The sequence below is a fragment of the Streptomyces hypolithicus genome (assembly GCF_052934925.1).
The window spans coordinates 860,603-880,922 of record NZ_CM128811.1; the positions used below are offsets into that span (position 1 = coordinate 860,603).

Annotated in this window: 15 protein-coding genes and 1 pseudogene; 12 read left to right on the forward strand and 4 right to left on the reverse strand. The window is 70.7% G+C overall.

What is annotated here, in order from left to right:
• Positions 1 to 268 precede the first annotated feature (268 nt).
• The 7 genes from ACU6WZ_RS04155 (at position 269) to ACU6WZ_RS04185 (ending at position 13,464) form a co-directional block, all read left to right on the forward strand.
• Positions 269 to 634: a hypothetical protein gene (locus ACU6WZ_RS04155; RefSeq protein WP_447031755.1), complete on the forward strand. Its 366-nt coding sequence runs from the start codon at positions 269 to 271 to the stop codon at positions 632 to 634.
• Positions 631 to 855, forward strand: coding sequence for a hypothetical protein (locus ACU6WZ_RS04160; protein ID WP_447031756.1), 225 nt, complete (start codon positions 631 to 633; stop codon positions 853 to 855). The genes ACU6WZ_RS04155 and ACU6WZ_RS04160 overlap by 4 nt, the downstream gene beginning before the upstream one ends.
• Positions 856 to 1,095: 240 nt before the next feature.
• Complete coding sequence (locus ACU6WZ_RS04165) at positions 1,096 to 2,988, forward strand: DNA/RNA helicase domain-containing protein (RefSeq protein ID WP_447031757.1); 1,893 nt, start codon at positions 1,096 to 1,098, stop codon at positions 2,986 to 2,988.
• A 92-nt stretch (positions 2,989 to 3,080) separates the two neighbouring features.
• Complete coding sequence (pglY, locus tag ACU6WZ_RS04170; protein WP_447031758.1) at positions 3,081 to 6,971, forward strand: BREX-2 system ATPase PglY; 3,891 nt, start codon at positions 3,081 to 3,083, stop codon at positions 6,969 to 6,971.
• Positions 6,968 to 9,889: a BREX-2 system phosphatase PglZ gene (gene pglZ / locus ACU6WZ_RS04175; RefSeq protein WP_447031759.1), complete on the forward strand. Its 2,922-nt coding sequence runs from the start codon at positions 6,968 to 6,970 to the stop codon at positions 9,887 to 9,889. The genes pglY and pglZ overlap by 4 nt, the downstream gene beginning before the upstream one ends.
• A 63-nt stretch (positions 9,890 to 9,952) precedes the next feature.
• Positions 9,953 to 11,287, forward strand: coding sequence for a BREX system ATP-binding protein BrxD (brxD, locus tag ACU6WZ_RS04180; RefSeq protein ID WP_447031760.1), 1,335 nt, complete (start codon positions 9,953 to 9,955; stop codon positions 11,285 to 11,287).
• The gene (locus ACU6WZ_RS04185) at positions 11,287 to 13,464 is read left to right on the forward strand and encodes a DEAD/DEAH box helicase (RefSeq protein WP_447031761.1); all 2,178 of its coding nucleotides are present in this window, start codon (positions 11,287 to 11,289) and stop codon (positions 13,462 to 13,464) included. Before brxD ends, ACU6WZ_RS04185 begins: the two co-directional genes overlap by 1 nt.
• Before the next feature lie 86 nt (positions 13,465 to 13,550).
• On the opposite strand, the gene ACU6WZ_RS04190 is transcribed toward ACU6WZ_RS04185, so the two are convergent.
• The 3 genes and pseudogenes from ACU6WZ_RS04190 to ACU6WZ_RS04200 form a co-directional block, all read right to left on the reverse strand.
• Positions 13,551 to 14,369 carry an enoyl-CoA hydratase/isomerase family protein gene (locus ACU6WZ_RS04190; protein WP_447031762.1) on the reverse strand — a complete coding sequence of 273 codons (819 nt, stop codon included), beginning with the start codon at positions 14,367 to 14,369 and terminating at the stop codon, positions 13,551 to 13,553.
• Positions 14,366 to 14,569 carry a cytochrome P450 gene (locus ACU6WZ_RS04195; protein WP_447033844.1) on the reverse strand — a complete coding sequence of 68 codons (204 nt, stop codon included), beginning with the start codon at positions 14,567 to 14,569 and terminating at the stop codon, positions 14,366 to 14,368. Before ACU6WZ_RS04195 ends, ACU6WZ_RS04190 begins: the two co-directional genes overlap by 4 nt.
• Positions 14,561 to 14,893 (reverse strand): annotated as a pseudogene (locus ACU6WZ_RS04200) (TOBE domain-containing protein); the annotation flags it as partial. The pseudogene ACU6WZ_RS04200 and the gene ACU6WZ_RS04195, both read right to left, overlap by 9 nt.
• Before the next feature lie 225 nt (positions 14,894 to 15,118).
• On the opposite strand from ACU6WZ_RS04200, the gene ACU6WZ_RS04205 reads away from it, so the two are divergent.
• The 3 genes from ACU6WZ_RS04205 to ACU6WZ_RS04215 all read left to right on the forward strand — a co-directional run bounded on the left by ACU6WZ_RS04205 (position 15,119) and on the right by ACU6WZ_RS04215 (position 18,498).
• Complete coding sequence (locus tag ACU6WZ_RS04205) at positions 15,119 to 15,514, forward strand: TOBE domain-containing protein (RefSeq protein ID WP_447031763.1); 396 nt, start codon at positions 15,119 to 15,121, stop codon at positions 15,512 to 15,514.
• Between the two features lie 107 nt (positions 15,515 to 15,621).
• Positions 15,622 to 16,428 carry a molybdate ABC transporter substrate-binding protein gene (modA, locus tag ACU6WZ_RS04210; RefSeq protein ID WP_447031764.1) on the forward strand — a complete coding sequence of 269 codons (807 nt, stop codon included), beginning with the start codon at positions 15,622 to 15,624 and terminating at the stop codon, positions 16,426 to 16,428.
• Positions 16,429 to 16,524: 96 nt separating this feature from the next.
• A complete protein-coding gene (locus ACU6WZ_RS04215; protein WP_447031765.1) occupies positions 16,525 to 18,498 on the forward strand; it encodes an ABC transporter permease in 1,974 nt (657 codons plus the stop codon).
• A 51-nt stretch (positions 18,499 to 18,549) separates the two neighbouring features.
• Here the strand turns inward: ACU6WZ_RS04215 and ACU6WZ_RS04220 are convergent, their stop codons facing one another.
• Entirely contained in the window at positions 18,550 to 19,023 is a 474-nt protein-coding gene (locus ACU6WZ_RS04220; protein ID WP_447031766.1) for an ATP-binding protein, read from the reverse strand.
• A 140-nt stretch (positions 19,024 to 19,163) separates the two neighbouring features.
• Here ACU6WZ_RS04220 and ACU6WZ_RS04225 point away from each other — a divergent pair, with 140 nt between their 5' ends.
• Together ACU6WZ_RS04225 and ACU6WZ_RS04230 are read left to right on the forward strand one after the other, a co-directional pair.
• On the forward strand, positions 19,164 to 20,027 hold the full coding sequence (locus ACU6WZ_RS04225; protein WP_447031767.1) for a helix-turn-helix domain-containing protein: 864 nt from the start codon (positions 19,164 to 19,166) through the stop codon (positions 20,025 to 20,027).
• Positions 20,024 to 20,269, forward strand: coding sequence for a DUF397 domain-containing protein (locus ACU6WZ_RS04230; protein ID WP_447031768.1), 246 nt, complete (start codon positions 20,024 to 20,026; stop codon positions 20,267 to 20,269). The genes ACU6WZ_RS04225 and ACU6WZ_RS04230 overlap by 4 nt, the downstream gene beginning before the upstream one ends.
• Positions 20,270 to 20,320: the final 51 nt, after the last annotated feature.

Here is a 20,320-nt window from a genome sequence, read left to right on the forward strand (position 1 = left end):
CCCGGCCGAACGCGACAGCGTTGAAAAGCGTCGGCATCCATCGCGGGGGTGGTTCCCTGCTGCGGCCCGTGACCGCCCGCCTCGTCGGCATCGCGCCCTCCGTGGAACGTGTGGAACATGCGTCACCCGCCTGGGAAGCACCACCCGCCCTCGGTATGCCGCCCCCCTCCGGCGGGCCATTCTCGTAATGAGCCCCTCACGCACAGTAATTCAGGCTGTGCCGCCCGGGTGGAGATTCCGCGCTACAACCAGCCGAAGGAAGACGCCCATGACGACGCCGCCACCCAAGCCGCCCCTCCCCCGCAGGACACCGCAGCGCACCTCCGCCCGTACGACCACCCCTCCCACCGCCCCGGCCGGACCGGCGGGGACCGCCAGGATCCAGGAGGCCATGGACGCCCGCGACGCCCTCGCCACCGCCCTCTCCCGGGCCGGCATCCAACTTCCCGCCATGGATGTCCGTACCCCCTGGGCCGACGCCGTCCACGAGCACGAGCCGGCCACCACCCACAGCGAGAGCCGCGAGGACGACCGCGCGGGCGAGATCCGGTATGCCCTCGTCCACCTCGGGGTCTGCTCCGCGCCCGTGGCCCACGCACTCGCGACCGCCATCATGAACGGGGCGGCCCGGTGACGGACGACGGCGTCCCCGGCGTCGGGGCGGCCGTCCACGACAGCGGGAGCGACCGGGTGGGGCTGGTGATGGGCCACCAGGGCCCGTACCTCCAGCTCCGCCCGCTCGGCGGCGGGTGTGAGTGGGACGCGGACCCGGCGCTCGTACGGCCCGTCAGCCGGGACGAGTTACTGAGTGCTCAGCTCGCCGAGGTGAACGCACGCAGCCGGCGCCCCCTCTGATGCGCCGGAAGTTGCGTCGCGTACTGCGGTCCGATGCCCCACACGCACGGGCCACCACCACCTTCTGACGGGCCGTGGCCGAACAGAGTCCGGCCGAAACCCCCGTCGCCCGATCCGCCCGCTGTCCTAGGATGAGAAGGATCATCTCAGCGGCCCGACGGGCTTCCGTTCCGCGTCAGCGGACTGAAGAGGACATGCCCCCACCCGCACGAGTTACTTCGTGCTGCCTGGGGGCATTCCTTGCTGTTCCGCGAGTCCGCCACGTCCGTTGCCGCCCGCAACCTCGAAGGGTCGCTGTCGCTGCATCTGGTCGAGAACTTCACGCATGCGCACGGCCGCCGGCCCGGAGCGTCCGAGGTGCGGTCCTGGGAGCGCAGCATCCCCGCCCTCACCGGCGCACTGCTCGACGCCGGGCTCGGCGAGGTCGAGATGCTGATCGAGTACACCCTGCCCCTGACCAGCAAGCGCGCCGACGTGATACTCGCCGGGGTGCACCCGGTCACCGGCGAACCGTCGTACGTGGTGGTCGAGCTCAAGCAGTGGAGCCAGGCGTTCGCCGAGGAGGACGAGCCGCTGCTCTGCCGGATCGAGGCGTATCCGCGTCCCGTACTCAACCCGATCGAACAGGTGCGGGGCTACTGTTCCTACCTGCTGTCCTTCAACGGCGCACTGGAACGGATGCCGGAGTCGGTCGCCGGGGTGGCGTTCCTGCACAACGCGACCGAATTCGGCATCAGTTCGCTGCGTGAGGTCCCGGAGGACGTGCGGGGCCGCATGTACACCGCCGAACAGCGCGGCGCGTTCCTCGACTTCCTGCGCTCCCGGCTCGCTCCCAAGTCCGGGGCGGACGCCGCCGACCTGCTGCGCCAGGGCAAGGTACGCCCGTCGAAGCAGCTGATGGCGGTCGCGGCGGCCGAGGTACGCGACCGGGAGCAGTTCGTGCTCCTCGACGAGCAGCGGGTCGCCTACGAGCTGGTGCTGTCCGCGGTGCGCAAGGCGAAGCGGTCGAACCGCAAGCAGGTGGTCGTGGTGACCGGCGGTCCTGGTTCCGGCAAGAGCGTGATCGCACTGTCACTGCTCGGCGACCTGTACCGGCGCGGGGTGACCGCTCTGCACGCGACCGGATCGGCGTCGTTCACCAAGACCATGCGCAAGGTCGCGGGTGCGCGCAAGCCCGAGGTGCAGCAGTTGTTCAAGTACTTCAACAGCTTCATGGAGGCCGAGCCGAACGACCTCGACGTACTCATCTGCGACGAGGCCCACCGGCTCCGCAAGACCTCCGCCAACCGCTACACCAAGGCCGCGCTGCGCACCGACCGGCCGCAGGTGGCGGAACTGATCACCGCGGCCAGGGTGCCGGTGTTCCTGCTGGACCAGCATCAGGTGGTGCGGCCCGGCGAGATGGGGACCAAGGAACAGATCGCTGAGGCGGCCGCCGAGCAGGGCCTCGACTGCACCGTGGTGGAGCTGGACAGCCAGTTCCGCTGCGGCGGCAGCGACGCGTATGTGAAGTGGGTGGCGAGCCTGCTGGGCCTGGAGGGCGACGGGCCGATTGTCTGGGAGCCGGACGGCAAGGTTGAGCTGCTGACGGCCGACAGCCCGCAGGAGCTGGAGGACTTCCTCACCGCCCGCCGGGAGGAGGACTACGGGGCGCGCATGGCGGCCGGGTACTGCTGGAGGTGGACCACCAGGATCACCCCGGAGATGTCCGCGCTCCCCGGCGATGTCGTCATCGGCGACTGGGCGCGGCCGTGGAATCTGTACGGCGACCGGTCCGTGCTCGGTGCGCCGTCGTCCTCTCTGTGGGCCACTGATCCGGCCGGTTTCGGCCAGGTGGGCTGTGTGTACACCGCGCAGGGCTTCGAGTACGACTGGTCGGGCGTGATCATGGGGCCGGACCTGGTGTGGCGGACGGACCGCTGGGTGGTGGACCGCACCGCGTCGAAGGATCCGATCTTCACCAAGGCGACCCCGGACGACCAGGTGGAGCGGCTCATCCGCAACACGTACAAGGTGCTGCTGACCCGGGGGATGGTCGGGACGATGATCTACTCCACCGATCCGGAGACGCGCGAGAAGCTGCGCTCGCTCGTCCACCCGGAGACGGGGATCGAGGCGGCCGTTCTCGCCTGATCCGGTGATTGCGGAAGCATTGGTCCGTTGTCAGACCTACGCCATACGATCGGAGACACCACGCCACCGCCCGTCGGAGAGTGAGACCGTCCATGGCCCAGCAGCCGCCCCTGCTCCGCGATGTCATCGACATCAAGGAGTCCCTCTCGACCTCGGACTTCGTCCTCCAGCTCTCGGAGGCGACGACCCCGGAGGGCGCCGAGCGCGCCCTGCGGGACTACGTGGTCACGGAGCGGCTGCGGGACAACTTCGACGAGGCGCTGGGGCTGATCAAGGCGGCGCTGGACGGGCACACGTCCAAGGCCGCGTATCTGCACGGCTCGTTCGGTTCGGGTAAGTCGCACTTCATGGCGGTGCTGCACGCCCTGCTCAGCGGCAGCCCCGCCGCCCGCTCCCGCCACGATCTCGACCCCGTACTGACCAAGCACGAGTGGCTCGGCACGGACGGGAAGAACTTTCTGCTCGTGCCGTACCACATGCTCGGGGCCAAGGCCCTGGAGCAGCGGGTCCTCGGCGGCTATGTCACCCATGTGAAGAAGCTGCACCCCGAGGCGCCGACGCCGCAGGTGTACCGGACGGACGCGCTCTTCGACAACATCCGTTCGCTGCGGGAGCGGCACGGGGACCGCTTCATCATCGACGGCCTCGCGTCCTCGGACGCCGGCGGTGGCGCGGACGACGGCGATGAGTGGGGCGAGGCGTTCGCCTGGCAGCCGGGCCTCCTGGACACCGCGCTCGCCGCCGAGGAGGTGCACGAGTCGGGCCGGGCGCTCAATCTGGTGAGCCCGTCCACCCCGGCCGAGCTGCGCGCCCGCCTTGTGGAGGACGCGAGCACGAACCTGCTGCCGGGATTCACGAAGAACGCCGCCGAGGACGAGCACGGGTTCGTCTCGCTGGACGCGGGCCTGTCCGTCATCGCCGAGCACGCGAAGTCCCTCGGCTACGACGGTCTGATCCTCTTCATGGACGAGCTGATCCTGTGGCTCGCCACCCTGATCCACGACCAGAAGTTCGTGGCCCGTGAGGCCAGCAAGATCACCAACTTCGTGGAGGGCGGCGACGCGCGCCGTGCCGTCCCCGTGGTGTCGTTCATCGCGCGCCAGCGCGATCTGCGGGAACTCGTGGGCGAGGAGGTGTCGGGGGCGGCCGAATCGTCCATCCAGGACACCCTCAACCTGGCGTCGGGCCGCTTCGACAAGATCACGCTGGAGGACCGCAACCTCCCCCAGGTCGCGCACGCCCGCCTGCTGACTCCCAAGAACCCTGAGTCGGCCGCGCTCGTCAACGCCGAGTTCGAGAAGACCCGCAAGGTCCGTCAGGAGGTGTGGGACACCCTGCTGGGCTCCGACCGGGGGACGGACGGGGTGGGCGCCGACGAGGAGAGCTTCCGGCTGACGTACCCCTTCTCGCCGGCCTTCATGGACACCCTCGTCCACGTCTCCTCCGCGCTCCAGCGGAATCGGACCGGTATGAAGCTGATGGGCCAGCTGCTCGCCGACCACCGTGACGAGCTGCGGCTCGGCGACCTGATTCCCGTGGGCGATCTGTACCCGCTGATCACGGCAGGCGGCGACAAGCCCTTCACCGACAGCCTCAAGGTCGTCTTCGAGGCGGCCGACAAGCTCTACCGCACGAAGCTGCGCCCGTACCTGCTCGGCACGTACAACGTGTCCGAGGAGGATGTCGAGCAGTACACCCGCCGCGGCCCCGACAGCATCGCCGACCCGGACCTGCGGGGCCGGGTGAAGACCTTCGTCGGCGACAACCGGATCGTCGGCACCCTGCTGCTGTCCGCGCTCGCGCCCAGTGTGCCCGCGCTCGCCGACCTCACGATCCGCCGGCTCTCCGCCCTCAACTACGGCTCCGTGGTCGCCCCGATCCCGGGCCGCGAGTACGGCATCCTGAAGAACAAGGTCGCCGAATGGGCGGGCCGCTTCCCGGAGATCAAGGAGACCGGCACCGACGCCAACCCGGGTGTGCGCCTCGAACTGACCGGCGTGGACGTCGACTCCGTCATCGCCAACGCCAAGGTCAACGACAACCCGGGCAACCGCCAGGCGCTCGCGAAGCGGCTCCTGTCCGAGGAACTCGTACTGGAGCACGGCCAGTTGACGAGCCGAGTGAACTTCGACTGGCGCGGCACGAGCCGCGGTGCGGAAGTCGTCTTCGGGAACGTCGCCGACGAGGAGGAACTGCCCGACCACGACCTGATGCCGCAGGAGGACGGCCTGTGGCGCATCGTCGTCGACCTGCCGTACGACGAGAGCGAGTACGGGCCCGTCGAGGACGTGAACCGCATGCAGAGGCTGCGCGAGAAGCAGCGCGAGGGCGAGCGGTCCCGCACGGTCGCCTGGTTGCCGGCTCATCTCTCCGCACAGCGGTACACCGACTTCTGCCGCCTCGTCGTGATCGACAAGGCGCTCTCCGACGAGCAGCGCTTCGACAGCCAGTACGCCGGCCACCTCAACGCGGACAACCGCGCGCGCGCCAAGGGCCTGCTGGAGACGCAGCGCGAGTCCCTGCTCAAGAACGTCAAGGCCGCCTTCAAGCAGGCGTACGGCCTGGCCGAGAAGAAGGCCACCGATGTGGAGCTGGGCTTCGGCGATCACCTCCAGTCGCTGCGCGACGTGGACGGGCTGGTCTTCTCCGTGGGCCAGTCCATGCGCGACGGTCTGCGGCACGTCGCGGGCAAGCTGCTGGGTGACCAGTTCCCCGACCACCCGGACCTGGACCCCGACCACACCGGCACGCCCCTGAAGCCGGCCGACGCCCGCAGGGTCTTCACCCATATCCGGGCCGCCGCCGAGGCCCGTGACGGCCGCACCGAAGTCCCGGCCGTCGACCGCAGGCTGGTTCAGCGCATCGCCGGTCCGCTGCGCCTCGGACAGCAGAAGGAGGCGTACTTCGAGCTGTCGCTCTACTGGGCCGACCACTTCCGGAAGCTGGCGCGCGAGCGCGGGGTCACCGGCGACCTCTCCCTGATCACACTCACCGACTGGACCGACCTGCCGCAGCCTCGCGGGCTGCCCGACTTCCTCACGCGGCTGGTCGTCGCCGCGTTCGCCGAGATGGACGACCGGGTGTGGGTGCGCGGCGGCATGCCGCTCGACCCCGCGCCCGAGCTGTCGCAGATCAAGGACCTCGACACGCTGCGCAGCCAGCCGCTGCCCTCCCAGGAGGACTGGGACACCGCACGCCTGCGCTTCGCGACGGTCTTCGGGAAGCCCGCTCCCACTCTGCGACGCGGACGCATCGTCAACCAGTTCGCCCGTCAGATCATGGAGGAGGCCCGCTCCTACGAGGAGTTCGCGATCGCTCTCGTGGCGAAGCTGGAGGAGCACGCGGGATTCCTCCGGCTCGACGGCACCGACGAGTGCGGGCGGCTCCCGCTCGCCCGGCGGTCCGTCGAGCTGCTCAAGACCCTCACCGATACCGCAGGGCAGGGTGCGGCCGGAGCGAAGAGGACGGTGGACGCGCTTGCCGCCTTCGATCTCGGCCAGGTCAGCGCCGACCGTTTCGGTTCGTCGATCACGCAGGCCCGGGACGTGGCCAGAGCACTGACCGGCACGTCCTGGACCACGCTGGAGCTGGCGTCCAACGAGGGCCCCGAGGGGCAGGCGCTGCTGGACTCCCTGCGAAACACCGCAGGCAGCGACCAGCGGACCAGCGACCTGCGGGATGCTCTGTCCCGCACGCAACGCGAGGTCCTCGCGCTGGTGAAGCGCAACCGCGCCGCCGCCACTCCCCCGCCGGTCGCACCGAGCGCGAATCAGGTGCCGCTGAACACGGGCACCAGTCACCCGCCCGTCCCCACCGACCGGACCCCGGCACCCGCCTCCGACGGCGCCAGGACACGGCGGTCGGGCGGTGGCCGCACCACGGCGGCGCGCGCTGTGGCGGAACTCCATGCGGAGATCGCCGACTTGGCGGCACGGGAACCCGGTGCAGCCGTCGAGCTCACCTGGCAGGTCGTCGAGTCATGAGCGCCGAGAGCACCGCGGTGGCCGGTCGGCTGAACGTCGCGACCATCACCCAGTACCTGTCGTCCCAGACGTCGCTGGCCGCCTCCCTCACGGGCACCGGCCGGCGCCGCGCCGTCCTGCTGCGCTGCGCGCCGCAATGGGACGGCCCGGCCGAACCGGCCTGGGGCGAAGGTCGCACGGCCCGGATCGCCGCGGCCCCCTCTCCCCTCGCCGTACACGAACTTCTCCTGGACCACCTCGGTGACCCCACCGCGGACCGGGACGGCTCTCCCGTAGGCCCGGCCGTGCTCGTCGTACTGACCGATCGCGAGCAGAGCGAACTCGACCCCGCGATCCTGGCCCGCGCCCACAAGAAGCGCATCGACACGCTCGACAGCTGGGACGTGGTGCGCGAGGCCTTCGGCGGGCAGCAGGTCGACACCCGGCTCAAGAACGCCAACTGGGCCGCGGAGGCCCTGCTGGACGCCACCCCGCCCGGTGGCTGGCCCCCGCTCGCGGGCGGTGTGCTGTCCCGGCAGAAGGCCCTGTCCGCGCTGGCCCTGCGCCGGCTTCGGCTCGGCAGGTACGACAGCGAGGCGGGCGTACGGCCCCACCACACCCTGACGGACGACACCCTGGACACCCACGCCCTGCTGGGCTGGTCCCTGAGTCCCGGCGGTCCCGAACGGCTGCTGGAGCTGCGCGGTCCCGAACGCGCGGGACTGCGGGAGTTCCTCGGGGAAGGGGACCAGGCCGGCCTGGCCGGAGGGGCACTGCTGGCCCTGGTCGAGGCCGAGCACGGCGCGGAGGCGGTGGCGTTCGGGCTGGTGTGCGCGGCGCTGTGGCTGCACGCCGCGCCGGACGCGGACGCCTACCGTGCGCGGGGCCGCGCCGAGCGCTGGTTCGGCGAACAGCCCCCGGCCGCCGGAGAGCAGCTCGACGCCCTGGCAGCCGCGTTCGGGCGGGCCTGCGAGGAGTACGTAGGCGTCCTGCTGACCGCCGCCGCCCGGGACCGGGGAGGGGAGAGCGACGAGGCCCGTGAGGCACGCCGGATCAGCGACACCGTCCTGGACCGTGCCTCCTCCCTGGTACGGCAGTTCGGTGCCGAGACCGCCGCCCAGGCGAGCCCGTTGCTCCCCAGGGGACTGGAAGCGCGCTTCACCGCGGTGGGGCAAGCCCTGGAAACCGGCCGGCCCGGCCCCCTGGCTGAGGCCTTCCGAGCCCTGGACGAGCACCGGCGTGCCCAGGATCCCGAGGCCCGCCCCCGGATCCGGCGGGCCCGGATGGGAGGGCGTCTGGCACAGTGGCTCGCCGGTGAACCGCCCATCGCGTGCGACTCGACAGGCGACGGGATAAGGCGCCATCTCTCGGAGACCGGGTGGGTGGACCATGCCTTGGAACACATCGAGTCCGGTGGCGATCCGGATCCCGTCCTGCGTTCCGCGTACGACCGGCTGGGTGCCCTCGTCCGGGAACGCAGGCACGAGATCGACCGGCACTTCGCTCAGGCACTGGCGATCTGGACCGCGGCGGGCACCCCGCCCGGATCCATGCTCACGGTGGAGTCCTTCCTCGACCGGGTCGTGAAGCCGATCGTCGGGGGTACGGACGGCCGACGCGTGCTGCTGCTCGTCCTGGACGGCATGAGCGCGGCGATCGCCACCGAACTCGGCGAGGAACTCCGTTCCTCGTGGGCGGAGTTCGACCCGGTGAGGGACGGCGAGCCGCACCGGCGGGCGATGGCGGCCGTCCTGCCGACCCTCACCGCCGTCTCCCGTACGTCACTGTTCGCCGGCCGGCTGATGAAGGGGGCGCAGGCCGACGAGAAGCGGCTCTTCCCGCAGCAGAAGCTGTGGGGCGGCGCCCCGGCAGCCGTGTTCCACAAGGACGACCTGCGCGCCCCGAGCGCCGGGGACACCTTCGGCCCCGCTCTCAGCGAGGCCCTGGCCGACGGACGCACTCATGTGGCCGTCGTCCTCAACGCCATCGACGACCGCCTCGCCAAGGAACAGAAGCTCGGCGACGGAACATGGCGGGCATCCGACATCCCCGGTCTGGTCGACCTGCTGCGAGTGGCCGCGGCACAGGGCATGGCGGTCCTGATCACCAGTGACCACGGGCACGTCGTGGACCGCCGCGGCGCGAAGGTCGCCGCCGGCACCCCGGAATCGGCCCGCCACCGGCTGCCCGGCGGGGCGCCGGCCGCGACGGAGGTAGCGCTGAGCGGTCCGCGGGTGGTCTGGCCCGACCCGGGTGCGGCGATCGTCGCCCTGTGGGACGCCGACTCCCGCTACACCGCGCTCAAGGCCGGCTACCACGGTGGCGCCTCCCTCGCGGAGTTCACCATCCCGGTCCTCGCCTTCCTCCCCTTCGGAGCGACACCGCCCAGGGAGTGGCGGGAGCTGGGCGACCAGCGGCCGACTTGGTGGTTGCTGGACGAGGGTGCGCCCGTACCCGCGCCCGTCCAGCCCGGGGTCACGGCCGCGAAGAAGCCGGCCCGCCAGACGCCGTCGAAGTCGCAGGCCGAACTGGCCCGGACGCACGACTCCCTGTTCGACGTCGTCCTGGTCCCCTCGGACGAGACCGGGGATGCTCTGGTCACCGCGGAGCTGCGCACACAGACCGAGACCCTGGTCGCCGCGTTGTTCGCCTCGACCGCCTTCCAGGACCAGATCGAGCTCCTGGCCCGCAAGCCGCGCGAGCGCGAGCTGGACAAGTTCCAACAGGCCGTTCAGGAGCTCGCCGACGCGGGGGGCACCCTGCCGGTGACGGCGCTGGCACAGCGCGTCGATTTCCTCGTCGGCCGTGCGGACGGCTTCGCCGCGGTCCTGCGCCAGCTACTCAACTACGACGGGGTGCAGGTCCTGGAGACCCTGCCCGACGGGCGGACCCTGCGCCTGCACCAGGGGCTCCTGCGGGAGCAGTTCGGGCTGGGCTGAGGGCAGAGCGCGTTACCCCCGGGCTCCGGATCACGCGGACCGGGCCGGTGAGAGACTGGGCCAGTGAGTGCAGCGAAGCCGAATACCTCCTCCCCCGCCTCGGCCGCCCGGCGGCGGACGGTCATCGACGCGCTGCGACGCGGCGCCGTACCCGACAGCGGTCTTGATCTGCTGGCCACGGGCCTGGACCGGTTCGAGGTGGCGCTCGACGCCGAGCTGGACGCGGTCGCCTCGGGCGGGGCGGTGTTCAAGGCCGTACGGGGTGAGTACGGCTCAGGCAAGACGTTCTTCACCCGGTGGCTGGGCGAGCGGGCCAAGCGTCTGGGCTTCGCCGTGGCCGAGATCCAGGTCTCGGAGACCGAGACTCCCCTGCACAAGCTGGAGACCGTCTACCGAAGGCTCACCGAGCGGCTGACCACGGCGAGCTTCCCGCCGAGCGCGCTCAGGCCGATCGTGGACGCCTGGTTCTACGCCCTGGAGGAGGACGCCCTTGCCGCCGGGGCGAGCGAGGACGAACTGGCCGCTGAGGTGGAGACCCTGCTCACAGCCAGGCTGGCCGAGGTGTCCCGGCACGCCCCGTCCTTCGCTACCGCCCTGCGCGGTTACCGGGCCGCGCTCGCCGAGGGCGACGAAGCGACGGCCGCGGCCGTGCTCGCCTGGCTGGGCGGCCAGCCGCATGTGGCGGCAGCTGCCCGGCGGTCGGCCGGAGTCCGCGGCGACCTCGACCACTTCGGCGCTCTCGGCTTTCTGCAGGGGCTGTTGACCGTGCTGCGCGACTCGGGGCACCGAGGGCTGTTCGTCGTACTCGATGAGGTGGAGACCCTCCAACGGGTGCGGTCCGACGCCCGGGACAAGGCGCTCAACGCGTTGCGTCAGCTCATCGACGAGGTGCACTCGGGCCGCTTCCCCGGCCTCTACCTGGTCATCACCGGAACGCCCGCCTTCTACGACGGACAACAGGGCGTGCAGCGGCTCGCCCCGCTGGCACAGCGCCTCGCCACCGACTTCACCACCGACCCGCGTTTCGACAACCCACGCGCGGTACAGCTGAGACTGCCCGGCTTCACCCAGGAATCACTGGTGAACCTCGGCGTGACCATCCGTGACCTCTACGCGGCGGGCGCCGCGGCCCCCGACCGCGTCAGAACGCTCGCGGACGACGAGTACGTCGCGGACCTCGCCCGGGCGGTCGGCGGCGCGCTCGGCGGCAAGGTGGGGGTGGCACCACGGCTCTACCTGAAGAAACTGGTGGGCGATGTCCTCGACCGGGTCGACCAGTTCGACGACTTCGATCCGCGGCGGCACTACAAGCTGACGGTGCGCGGCAGCGAACTCAACGACGTGGAGCGGAACGCGGCTACCGGGAGCTCGGCCGACGACATCGAACTGAACCTGTGATGGCAGAGCCGTCCGTCTCCGAGGACCCCGTGGACCGGCTGGATCCGGTCGTCCTGCATCACGTGGTGAACACACTGGGCTGGCCGGACCTGCGCCCGTTGCAACGGGCGGCGATCCACCCGTTGATGGACGGCGAGGACGCGGTTCTTCTCGCTCCCACCGCCGGTGGAAAGACCGAAGCCGTGTGCCTGCCGATCCTGTCGGCCATGTCGGAGCAGCGCTGGAGCGGCACCTCCGTCCTCTATCTGTGCCCGCTCAAAGCGCTGCTCAACAACCTCGTGACGCGTATCGACGGGTACGCCGGGTGGCTCGGACGCCGAGCCGCCCTGTGGCACGGCGACACCAGGGAGTCCCAGCGCCGGCGCATCCGCAGTGACCGGCCGGACATCCTGCTCACCACTCCGGAGTCGTTGGAAGCCATGCTCATCGGTGTGAAGACCGATCACGCGCACCTTCTGGGCGGTGTGCGGGCGGTGGTCGTGGACGAGGTCCACGCCTTCGCGGGTGACGATCGCGGCTGGCACCTGCTCGCGGTGCTGGAACGCCTGGAAAGGGTCGTCGGACGTCCCATCCAGCGGATTGGGCTGTCGGCGACCGTCGGCAATCCGGAAGACCTGCTCACCTGGCTGCAGGGTTCGGGCGCCGGAAAACGACCGGCCCGCGTCATCGCCCCCGACATCGCCCCCGACATCGCCTCCGACATCGCCCGCGGCGCCTCCGCGAGCGGCGCGTCCCCGGCGGGCGAGGTGGAGCTGGACTACGTGGGCTCCCTGGACAACGCCGCCAAGCTCATCGCCGTACTGCACCGCGGTGAGAAGAGGCTGGTGTTCTGTGACTCCCGGCGGCAGGTCGAGCAGTTGGGTGCCGCTCTGCGCGAGCGCGACGTCACGGTGTTCCTGTCGCACGCGTCGCTTTCGGCTGGGGAGCGAGCCAGGTCCGAGCAGGCCTTCGCCGAGGCCCGCGACTGCGTCATCGTGTCCACGTCCACTCTTGAACTGGGCATCGACGTGGGCGACTTGGACCGTGTCATCCAGATCGACTCACCCAGCAGCGTCGCCTCCTTCCTGCAACGCATCGGGCGTACGGGGCGACGCCAGGGCAGCACACGCAACTGCCTGTTCCTCGCAACCCGCAAGGACAGCCTCCTCCAGGCCGCGGCGCTGCTCCTGCTCTGGGGAAGGGGCTGGGTCGAGCCGGTGAGCCCACCGCCCCAGCCGCGCCACCTGGTGGCGCAACAACTGCTCGCCGTAACCCTCCAACAGCAGCGGATCGGCGACCGGTTGTGGCCCGAACAGTGGAACGGGCTGGCCCCCTTCGATCTCTCGGCAGAGCCGATCGTGCGCCATCTGGTGACGCAGGGCTTCCTCGATACGGACGATGGCCTGCTGTTCATCGGGCCCGAGGCTGAAAAACGCTTCGGCCGACGGCACTTCATCGAGCTGACGGCCTCCTTCACCGCGCCCCCGCAGTTCACGGTCCTGTCCGGACGCACTGAGATCGGGCAGATGGACCCTTCGGTACTGACCGAGGAACGCCCGGGCCCCCGTCGGCTCCTGCTCGGCGGGCGCAGCTGGCAGGTGACGTTCATCGACTGGACCCGCAAGCGGGCCTTCGTGGAACCGGCCGACGGCGGCGGAGTCGCCAAGTGGAGCAGTGGCTCGCTCGTCGGGCTCTCGTACACCCTCACGCGCGCGATGCGCGAGGTCCTTCTGGGCTCCGATCCACCGATCTCCCTCACCCGCAGGGCCGAGGTGTGCCTCGCCGAATGGCGAGAAGAGGAGGCCCCCGATCTCGTGCACCCCGGCGGGACGCTGGTAGTGCGGCAGGGCAACGATGTGCGCTGGTGGACCTGGGCCGGCTACCGCGCGAACGCGACACTCGCGGCAACGCTGGCCTCGATCGCCGATCCGGTGCAGCGGCCCACGGACTGCTACGTACGTCTGCGCGAAGACCTGACCCCCGAGATGTGGCGGGCAAGCCGTGAGGCGGCGGACGGTGGCGCGGTCCTCGTGCTGCCGGACGTCGACCGCCGTGCCGTGCACGGGCTCAAGTTCTCCGCCGCCCTGCCCGAACGGCTCGCGGTAGCCACCGTCGCGGCCCGACTCGCCGATTTCGAAGCAGCGCGTGCGGCCCTCCAGGAGCCCGTACGTTTCCAACACGGCTCCGCCGCGTCGTGAACCGCTTCCCCCATCTGGATCTGGGCCCCGCTGCGTCGGCACCTGTTCCCCGCAACACAGCTCTGGCCCCTACGGGCATCCCGCCACTACCGGATCGGGATGGGCCTCGCCCCGCCCGCGTCCCGTGTCCGTCTGGTCGCGGCGGCGACGCAGGCCAGCAGCTCGGCGTCCAGCAGGGACGGATCGCCCAGCCGGGTCGGGGCCGCGTAGGAGTTGAGCACGGCCTTGGTGACACGCAGGGCGGCCTCGGGACGGCGGACAATGGGCCGGGACCAGGCGGTGACCGCCTCGTCGAGGGCGTCCCGGGGCACCAGGCGCTGCAGGACGGACAGGGCGTACGCCTCCGTGGCGTCGAAGGCCCGTCCCGTCAGGATGAGTTCGCGTGCACGGGCCGCACCGACTTCATGGATCAGGCGTGGCAGGACGCCGCCCCAGGCGGTGGGCAGCCCGAGCGCCAGCTCCGGCAGCCTGAAAGTCGCGGTGTCGGCGCCGACCCGCAGGTCGCAGGCCAGAGCCAGAGCGAGGCCGGCACCTATGACTTTGCCGTGTACGGCGGCGATGGTGACGGCCTGGCTCGTGGAGATGGCCTCGCAGACTCGGCGGGCCTTGTCGCCCGCGATGCGGATGCCGCGCCCGGTGGGGTCCTCGTCGAGCCAGCCGGCGAACTCGGTCCGGTCGCCACCCAGACAGAAGTCGTCCCCGGCAGCACTCAGTACGATCACCCGCACATCAGGATCCGGTACGGCCAGGATCTCCAGCAGGCCGTCCAGCATCGTCTCGGTGACCGGGTTGCCGTTCGCGGGGTCGTTCAGCTCCACCCTCAGGACGGGCCCCTCGCGCAGGAAGCGCACCGTGCCGGCTCGCCGCCCGTGGGGGTACAGGTAGTCGGGGGACGAGAGACTCATATCGCCACGCTCAGCGAGGTGACTCGCCTGAAGACCATGCGGGAGGCGTATTCGGGGGGTGATACCGCGCGCAGCGTGGGGAAGCGGCGCAGGAGTTGCGTGAGCATGGAACGGGTCTCCAGACGGGCGAGGGCTGCGCCCAGGCAGTAGTGCGCGCCGCCTCCGAACGTGAGGTGGCCGCCGGCACGGAGCTTGGTGATGGCCGCCGTGAGGCTGCCGCCCTCGACGTCCACCTTGACATGGGCCATGGCGCCACCGGTCGACACCTCATTGACCGTACCGACCAGTTGGTTGCGGATACTCAGTCCGCTCACGGGCCCAGTGGCCAGTGCCACTTCGGTCGACTTCACCAGCATGCGCACCGCGGCGCCCTCGCTGAGACCAAGTTCCTTGACGGCTTCGGCGGTGATGGCGGCAGTGATGTTCTGACCGCCGTCAAGACGGACCTTGACGGTCGCCATGGCTTCGCCGGTGGTGACCGACGTGACGGTGCCGGGAAGCTGATTCCGGATGCTCAGGCTCATAAAGAAACGCCCCAAATACTCGACGGAAAGATGGTTTGTACATGCCCTGCTCGGCACTCCAGCCACACCCCGTGCTCATTTTCCGCCACGCACCGCAAGCACCAAGCCGACAGCACGTGACCGACCCCCGCCCGCTTGGCCGTTCCTCCAAGCCATCTCGCATCTGCCGTGAGGAATCCACGAAACAATTGCATATGAGAGGCAATGGGTCGTATCCTGACGCACATGCAGTCCTACACAATCGGACAGGCGGCGCGTCTACTCGGCGTAAGCCCTGACACAGCGCGCCGCTGGGCGGACGCCGGCCGGGTCGCGACCCATCGCGACGAAGGCGGGCGCCGCCTCATCGACGGCCGGGATCTGGCCGCCTTCTCCATCGAGGTCGGCCAGGGCGGCAACGACGACGACGACGCCTCCTACACCTCCGCCCGTAACGCGTTCCCCGGCATCGTGACCGCGGTCAAGCTCGGTGACGTGGCGGCCCAAGTGGAGATCCAGGCCGGTCCGCACCGGCTGGTGTCCCTGCTGACCAGGGAGGGCGTCGAGGAGTTGGGACTCGAAGTCGGCATGCAGGCCACCGCCCGCGTGAAGTCGACCAGCGTGCACATCGACCGCACCTGACCCTGCCTCAGAAGCTGTTGTCCAACTCCCGCTGGATCAGCTCGGGGCGTCTGGACCATCCGCTCGGGCGGCACACGCCGACCGCAGTCCAAAGGAATGCCACCCTCATGTCCCTCACCTTCACCAGACGCCGCGCCGCTGCCGCTGTCCTGACGGCCGCTCTCCTCGTCCCGCTGGCCGCCTGCGGCAGCGGCGACGGCAAGAAGAGCTCCGGCTCGAAGGCCACGGAGTCCTCCAGCGCCGCCGCCAAGGCGGACCTGACGGTGCTGGCCGCCGCCTCGCTGACAGATGTCTTCAAGACGGCCGGCGCAGCGTTCGAGAAGGCGCACCCCGGCACCAAGGTCACGTTCTCCTTCGCCGGTTCCCAGGAGCTCGCCGCCCAGGTCAAGCAGGGCGCCCCCGCCGACGCCCTGGTCACCGCCGACACCAAGACCATGGACGGGCTCAAGTCCGACACCGGCACTCCTTCCGTCATCGCCAAGAACCGGCTGGTCATTGCCACGGGCGAGGGCAACCCGGAGAAGATCGACGATCTGAAGGATCTCTCCGACAGCAAGCTCAAGGTGGTCCTGGCCGCCCCCGAGGTGCCGGTCGGCCGCTACAGCAAGCAGATCCTGGACGCCCAGAAGATCACCGTGAAGGCGGTCTCCCAGGAGCCCAACGTGCGCGCGGTGCTCAGCAAGGTCGAGCTGGGCGAGGCCGACGCCGGCCTGGTCTACAAGACCGACGCCGCCTCGGCCACCGACAAGGTCGACGCCGTCACGATCCCCGACGCGCAGAACGCCATCGCCGACTATCCGGCCGCGACCCTCAAGACGTCGAAGAACGCCGAGGCCGCGGCCGCGTTCGTCGCCTGGTTGAGCACGCCCGAGGCGCAGAGGATTCTCCAGGACGCGGGCTTCCAGAAGCCGTAACCACAGACTGCTCCCTGGAGGGGCTGCCCGGGGCGGAGGCCGGGCAGCCCCTGTACGGCTCCCCTACCCACCCCTTCCGAGAACCCAGGAAGTCCGATGAGACGCCTCCGCATCCTTCCCCTGACTTCGGCGGGGAGGCCCCATGCGCCGGGCCCTCGCGCGCCCCTCGCCCTGGTGGTCCCCGCGCTGCTGGCCGTCGTGTTCCTGCTGCTTCCGCTGATCGGGGTCCTCGTCCGCACGTCCTGGGGCGAACTCGGCACGCATCTGAGTAGCCCGGGGACCACCGAGGCGCTGAAGCTGTCGCTCCTCGTCTCGTTCTGGGCGCTCGGCCTGTCACTCATACTCGGGGTGCCCCTGGCCTGGCTGCTGGCCCGGGTGAACTTCCCCGGCAAGGCGTTCGTACGCTCCCTCGTCCTGCTCCCGATGGTGCTGCCCCCGACGGTCGGTGGTGTCGCCCTCCTCCTCGCCTTCGGCCGCCGCGGACTGCTCGGCCCCTGGCTGGAGGACACCTTCGGCGTCACGCTGCCGTTCCACACCTCGGGCGCGGTGCTCGCCGCGACGTTCGTCGCGATGCCGTTCCTCGTCATCAGCCTCGAAGGCGCGCTCGGCGGGCTGCGGCCGCGCTACGAGGAGACCGCGGCCTCCCTGGGAGCCTCGCCGGTACGCGTGTTCTTCACCGTCACGATGCCCATGGTGACCCCGGGCCTGATCGCCGGGGCCGCCCTCACCTGGGCCCGAGCCCTCGGAGAGTTCGGCGCCACCATCACTTTCGCCGGCAACCTCCCCGGCACCACCCAGACCCTGCCCCTCCAGGTCTATCTGCTGCTCCAGGACGAACCGGAGGCCGCCACCTCCGTCTCGCTGCTGCTGCTCGTCATCGCGATGCTCGTACTCATCACGCTGCGCGGCCGCTGGACCGGCACGCCGAGCGACCGCGCTCCCCGGCCCACGCATGCGGCGGACGAGCCGGAACCCGCCGCCGTGAGCCTTCCTGCCCGCCCGGAAGCCCGCCCCGAACCCCTGGTGACGCAGGAGCGCTGGCCCCTGCACGCCGAGGTCACCGGCTTCAACGAACTGGTTCTGGACGCGGAACCGGGCACCACCATCGCCGTGGTGGGCCCCAACGGCGCGGGCAAGACCACCCTCCTGCGCGCCCTCCTCGGCCTCACCCCGCGCGCCCACGCCGTACTCCGGCTCGGCACCACTGACGTCACCGCCTTGCCACCGCACCGCCGCGGTGTCGCCTGGGTCCCGCAGGACGGTGCCCTCTTCCCCCACCTGAACGCCCTGGCCAACACCGCGTACGGGCTCCGCGCCCACGGCGTACGCCGCGCCGAGGCCCGGCGCGAGGCCCGGCAGTGGCTCGACCGGCTCGGGGTCGGGCACCTGGCCCATCGCAAACCCGGACAGCTGTCCGGGGGCCAGGCCCAACGCGTCGCCCTGGCAAGGGCACTGGCCGCCCGGCCCCGGCTCCTGCTGCTCGACGAACCGCTGGCCGCCCTCGATCAGACCACCCGCGCCCACGTACGGCACACCTTGCGCAACCACCTCGAAGGCTTCGGCGGCGTATGCCTGATCGTCACCCACGACCCCGTCGAAGCCGTGTCACTCGCTGACCGGGTCCTCGTCCTCGACGACGGCCGCGCCCTCCAGGACGCCCCACCCGCCGAGGTCGCCCGCCACCCCCGCTCGCCGTGGGTGGCCCGCATGCTCGGGCGTAACGCCTGGCCCGGCACGGCCACTGCCGAGGGGCTCGAACTGGCGGGCGGGGGGCGGCTGGTGATCGCGGATCCACTCCCCCCGGGCACCGATGTGCTGGCGATCATCGCCCCCGAAGCCGTGTCCGTGCACCGCGACAAACCCGGCGGCAGCCCGCGCAACGTCTGGCCCGGAACCGTGCGCGAGATCACCACGTCGGGCAGCCGACTCCGGGTCCTGATCACCTCCGGCCAGGCCCCCGACCTCGTCGCGGAGATCACCCCGCAGGCGGCGGCCGAACTCGGCCTCACCGACGGCACGACCGTATGGACCAGCGTCAAGGCCACCGAAGTGACCACCGTGACCCTTTGACGTGCGGCGGCGTGCGGCGGCGTGCCCCGGGCGCTCCCCGGGGCCGGCTCGTCAGCGCGGCAGATCGAGTTCGGCTCGTACGGTCTTGCCGACGGGGAGGCGGGCGCGCACGCTCCACCGGTCCGCCAGTGCCTCCACCAGCAGCAGCCCACGGCCGGCGTCGGCGATCGGTCCGGGCTCGGTCAACTCGCCGGGGTCCGGCGGGCGTCGCTCCCCTCGGGTGTCCGACACGTCGATGTACAGCGTCTGCGCAGTGAGTCTCAGCCCCACAGTGAGTCGCAGCCCCAACTCGAAGTCCCGCCCCGGTACCCGCCCGTGCGTCACCGCGTTGGCGGCCAGCTCGGCGACGAGCAGCGAAGCGGTGTCGGAGGCGGTCGAGCCGTACGGGATGCCCCAGCCGTGCAGGCTGTGGACGGCGAGGTGGCGGGCCAGGCGGGCGCCGAGCGGTGTGGAGCTGAACCGCTGCGTGAACACACGTACGGTAACGGGGGCTTGGGCGGCCTGCGGGCCTGGAAGCGGCGTCATGCCCCCAATGTGGCGGCTCCGACCGGCGAGTCACCAGCTCAGCGACTCGTACGCTGAGTGAGCGTACGGGTACGCGGGGTGGACAGTGGGGGTCACGGCCAGTGACCATGGACGGGTTCGGTGACGGAGGGGGCCCAGGCATGACGGACGGTACGAGCGGTACGAGCGGAGCGGGCGCGCTCGCGGGCGGCGGCGCGGAACCGGAGGTGTCCGACAGCCTCAAGGCGTTCGGCGAGGTCGTCAAGGCGTTCCGCCGCCGGGCCGGCCTGACCCAGGAGGAATTCGCCCCGAGGGTGCGGTACTCGGTTCCGACCGTCGCCTCGATCGAACAGGGCCGCCGCTTCCCGCCGCCTGAGTTCATCGAGCGGGCGGAGGAAGTACTGGACGCGTTCGGGGCGCTGCGCGGCGCGGCGCGACACCTTTCGCGGCAGCCGGGGCTGGCGAGCTGGTTCCGGCAGTGGGCGCGGCTTGAGGCGGAGGCGGTGAGCCTGTCCACGTACGAGTGCCGGCTGATCCCGGGCCTGTTGCAGACCGAGGCGTACGCGCGCACGCTGTTCGTCAACCAGCTGCCGCCGCTGGGCGACGACCAGATCGAGGCGCAGTGGGTGGCCCGCGCCGACCGGCAACAGCTCCTGCGGGTGCGGCCGAACACGGCGTTCAGCTTCATCCTGGAGGAACACCTGCTGCTGCGGCGCACGGGCGGGGCGGAGGTCACGCGGGAGCTGATCGGGCATCTGCTGGAGATCGCGGAGTTGCGGAACATTGAGGTGCAGGTGATGCCAGTGGTTCGGGAGAACCACTCAGGCTTGCACGGCCCGATGCAACTGCTGGAAACCCCGGAGAACAGGTGGTTCGGCTACTGCGAGGGTCAGGAGAGCGGTCAGTTCATGTCCGAGCCGAAAGTAGTCAGCACGCTCCAGATGCGGTATGCCAGGATGCGCTCACAGGCCCTCTCGTTGGAAGACTCCCGGGGCTTGTTGCAGCGGATGCGAGGAGCGAGATGAGCACCACCGAACTGGCCTGGTTCAAGAGCAGCTACAGCAGCGGTTCTGGGGACGACTGCGTCGAGGTAGCACTGTCCTGGCACAAGTCCAGTTACAGCAGCAGCGGGTCGGGCGACTGCGTAGAGGTGGCCGCATGCCCCGACTCCGTCCACGTCCGGGACTCCAAGGTGCGGCAGGGCCCCCAGCTCGCGGTCACCGCAACGACTTGGACCCGCTTCCTGACGTACGCGACCCAGGCCTGACCTGACCCTGCGGCGAATTCGAGCGCCCCGCCCGGACCCGATCCGGCGCGG

Bases quoted from the DNA above. Each gene is read 5' to 3' on its own strand.
- pglZ (WP_447031759.1), top strand. From the start codon at position 6,968: ATGAGCGCCGAGAGCACCGCGGTGGCCGGTCGGCTGAACGTCGCGACC.
- ACU6WZ_RS04205 (WP_447031763.1), top strand. From the start codon at position 15,119: ATGCAGTCCTACACAATCGGACAGGCGGCGCGTCTACTCGGCGTAAGC.
- ACU6WZ_RS04230 (WP_447031768.1), top strand. From the start codon at position 20,024: ATGAGCACCACCGAACTGGCCTGGTTCAAGAGCAGCTACAGCAGCGGT.
- ACU6WZ_RS04225 (WP_447031767.1), top strand. From the start codon at position 19,164: ATGACGGACGGTACGAGCGGTACGAGCGGAGCGGGCGCGCTCGCGGGC.
- modA (WP_447031764.1), top strand. From the start codon at position 15,622: ATGTCCCTCACCTTCACCAGACGCCGCGCCGCTGCCGCTGTCCTGACG.
- ACU6WZ_RS04155 (WP_447031755.1), top strand. From the start codon at position 269: ATGACGACGCCGCCACCCAAGCCGCCCCTCCCCCGCAGGACACCGCAG.
- ACU6WZ_RS04190 (WP_447031762.1), bottom strand. From the start codon at position 14,369: ATGAGTCTCTCGTCCCCCGACTACCTGTACCCCCACGGGCGGCGAGCC.
- ACU6WZ_RS04215 (WP_447031765.1), top strand. From the start codon at position 16,525: ATGAGACGCCTCCGCATCCTTCCCCTGACTTCGGCGGGGAGGCCCCAT.
- pglY (WP_447031758.1), top strand. From the start codon at position 3,081: ATGGCCCAGCAGCCGCCCCTGCTCCGCGATGTCATCGACATCAAGGAG.
- ACU6WZ_RS04185 (WP_447031761.1), top strand. From the start codon at position 11,287: ATGGCAGAGCCGTCCGTCTCCGAGGACCCCGTGGACCGGCTGGATCCG.
- ACU6WZ_RS04220 (WP_447031766.1), bottom strand. From the start codon at position 19,023: ATGACGCCGCTTCCAGGCCCGCAGGCCGCCCAAGCCCCCGTTACCGTA.